Source organism: Acinetobacter sp. GN11 (assembly GCF_054823985.1).
The window spans coordinates 1-3,042 of the sequence record NZ_JRVL01000228.1; the positions used below are offsets into that span (position 1 = coordinate 1).

The 3,042-nt window shown below is 39.9% G+C and carries 3 protein-coding genes; all 3 read right to left on the reverse strand.

Annotated features, from left to right (window positions below; all coding sequences use genetic code 11):
• Nucleotides 1-92: 92 nt before the first annotated feature.
• Nucleotides 93-584, reverse strand: a complete 492-nt coding sequence (locus NL42_RS16795; RefSeq protein WP_461313613.1) for a flavin reductase — start codon at nucleotides 582-584, stop codon at nucleotides 93-95.
• Between the two features lie 187 nt (nucleotides 585-771).
• Nucleotides 772-1,815, reverse strand: coding sequence for a methionine synthase (locus tag NL42_RS16800; RefSeq protein WP_461313611.1), 1,044 nt, complete (start codon nucleotides 1,813-1,815; stop codon nucleotides 772-774).
• A 21-nt stretch (nucleotides 1,816-1,836) separates the two neighbouring features.
• Nucleotides 1,837-2,823 (reverse strand): DUF1852 domain-containing protein, encoded by a 987-nt coding sequence (locus tag NL42_RS16805; RefSeq protein WP_461313612.1) that lies wholly within the window; start codon nucleotides 2,821-2,823, stop codon nucleotides 1,837-1,839.
• Between the last annotated feature and the right edge of the window lie 219 nt (nucleotides 2,824-3,042).

Consider the following 3,042-nt stretch of genomic DNA (forward strand, 5'->3'; position numbering starts at 1 on the left):
TTAATTGTATTTTTAAATTAAGTAAAGCGATCCATGCTTATTCATTTCTATCTTTTAACTTTCAATGTGAAAGTACAAAGCGGAAAGTCGTTTTAGACAATCTCGGTCTGCCCTACTTGGTGATAAGCACGGTTAAAATAAACCAAACTTTGGTCATGCTGGCTTTGTTTAATCGCCACAATCGGACAAATAAGAATAGTGTGTGTGCCGACTTGTTGAACTTGCTCAATCTCGCAATCGAAACTCACCAAAGCATCATCTAACACAGGTGAACCCGTTTCTAACTCAACCCATTCGCCATGTTTAAAGCGTTCTTCTGGCGTGAGCTTAGATGAAAATGCTTTTGAAATATGTTCGTGGTGCGCGCCTAAAACGTTCACAGTTAAGATTTTGTTATCTAGGAAATGTGCATGTGAGCTCGCAGATTGGTTCATACATACCAATAATGTCGGAGGTGTGTCAGTCACACTACAAACAGCAGAGGCAGTAAATCCAAAACGGCCAGACATGCCTGCCGTAGTCACAACACTAACCGCACTTGTGAGTAAAGACATTGCATTTCTAAAGTCTGTTGCTTGAACCATGACATTATTCCTAAATTGAATCGTACCTTGTCCTGAGTGTTTGCTATACCGCCCAACTCCATCAGGAAGGTACTTTATCGACATGAGTCCTGATTACAACTACATGTAGTAAGTAAAATGAGGGTTACTTGTTTGATTATCAACTGCCATCAAAAAAGTAACCCTTTATACCACTTATTGGTAAATATTAAGCAGTAAGATCAAAACCAGTAAGTTCTCTGCGAACGATTTCTGCACCTGCACTTAAAGCATTTAACTTGCCACGTGCCACTTCACGTGTAAGAGGCGCCATACCGCAGTTTGTGCAAGGGTAAAGCTTGTCAGCATCTACAAACTGAAGCGCTTTACGAAGTGTATTAGCCACTTCTTCTGGTGTTTCAATTTGGTTAGATGCAACATCAATTGCACCGACCATCACTTTTTTACCACGAATGAGTTCGAGTAAATCGATAGGCACATGCGAGTTGTGACATTCTAACGAGATGATATCGATGTTAGATTTTTGCAGTTTCGGGAAAGCTTCTTCGTATTGGCGCCATTCCGAACCAAGTGTCTTTTTCCAGTCAGTGTTGGCTTTAATGCCGTAACCATAGCAAATGTGGACCGCAGTTTCACACTTAAGACCTTCAATTGCACGCTCTAAAGTCGCAACGCCCCAATCATTTACTTCGTCAAAGAATACGTTAAATGCAGGTTCGTCAAACTGAATAATATCTACACCAGCAGCTTCTAACTCACGCGCTTCTTGGTTCAAAATTTTTGCAAATTCCCAAGCAAGTTTTTCACGGCTCTTGTAGTGACCATCGTAAAGCGTATCAATCATGGTCATTGGGCCAGGTAATGCCCACTTAATTGGTTGATCAGTTTGCTGACGTAAAAACTTAGCATCTTCAACAAACACAGGCTTTTGACGAGACACTGCACCTACAACAGACGGTACGCTTGCATCGTAACGGTCACGAATTCGAACTGTTTCACGCTTCTCAAAATCTACACCATTTAAGTGTTCAATAAACGTGGTCACAAAGTGTTGGCGGGTTTGTTCACCATCGCTCACAATGTCGATGCCAGCAAGTTGTTGTTCGTGCAACGCCAAACGTAACGCATCTTTTTTACCTTCAAGCAGACCTTCGTTTTCGAGTTTCCAAGGCGACCAAAGCTTTTCAGGTTCTGCAAGCCAAGACGGTTTAGGTAAGCTGCCAGCAGTTGAAGTTGGTAATAATTTTTTCATGATCAATGACCTATATGTTGATTAATTAAGAGCGTAATTAGCAGACCACTGCTCAAGAATCGCTTGGTATGGTTTGATAAATTGCTCTTCAACAAACTTCCCTTGCTCAATAGCGAGGCGGCTACGTTCTTCACGGTCATACACAATTCGAGTAAGTGAGTAATCTTCATTTTTCAAGCTTGGCTGATAAGATTTTCCGGCAACTGAATTTGCGTTGTAAATTTCAGGGCGGTAAATCTTTTGGAACGATTCCATGGTGCTGATGGTGCTGATCAACTCAAGGTTGGTGTAATCACTCAGCAAATCACCAGTAAAATAGAACGCCAAAGGTGCAGCACTGTTTTTCGGCATGAAATAGCGAACTTTTAAGCCCATTTTTTGGAAATATTCATCAGTTAATGAATAGTCTTCTTGCTTGTATTCCACACCCAAAACAGGATGTTCATTTTCAGTGCGGTGATACACTTTAGTTGTTGAAACACTTAAGCAAATCACTGGCGCTTTTTTAAAGTTTGCTCTGTAAGTCTCAGAGTTAATAAAGCTCTTAAACAAGTTACCGTGCAATTCGCCAAATTTCTCTGGAGTGCTAAAGGTAGACTGATTTTTATTGTGGTCTAACAAAAGCACACTAAAGTCATAGTCACGTACATAAGACGAGAAGTTATTGCCTACAATACCTTCAATGCGTTCATTGGTCTTTTTATCAACAATATTGGTTTTCAATATTTCGATTAAAGGAAGCGCACTGTTATGGCTTGCAGAGTCAACATTCATTTCAACTGAAATGATTTCAAGTTCAACCGCATAGCGATCGCCTTTAGGGTTGTCCCAATGAGCTAAAGTATTAAAACGATTGTCGATCATCTGTAATGTGTTGCGCAGATTCTCTTGACGGCTCATCCCTCTCGCCAAGTTAGCAAAGTTGGTTGTAATACGCGTATTGTCTGCTGGACGATAGTTTTCATCGAAACAAATACTCTTAATCGTAAATGTAAATTCTTTACTCATTTTGATCAGTACCCTAATTTCTGAGATAAACCTAAAAATATTTCGAGCTCTTTTTAAACTTTCCAGCCTTGCCAGATTTGTGCCTTATGGTCTTATCAAAACTGAATTACTGGAACACTTCAGAGCGTGAATAGATTTATACCGCAATCACAACATGAATAAAAATGATTTAGTCTCATTCAAAACTGAGTGAAATTCATGTTTAGAGTTTAATAAAGA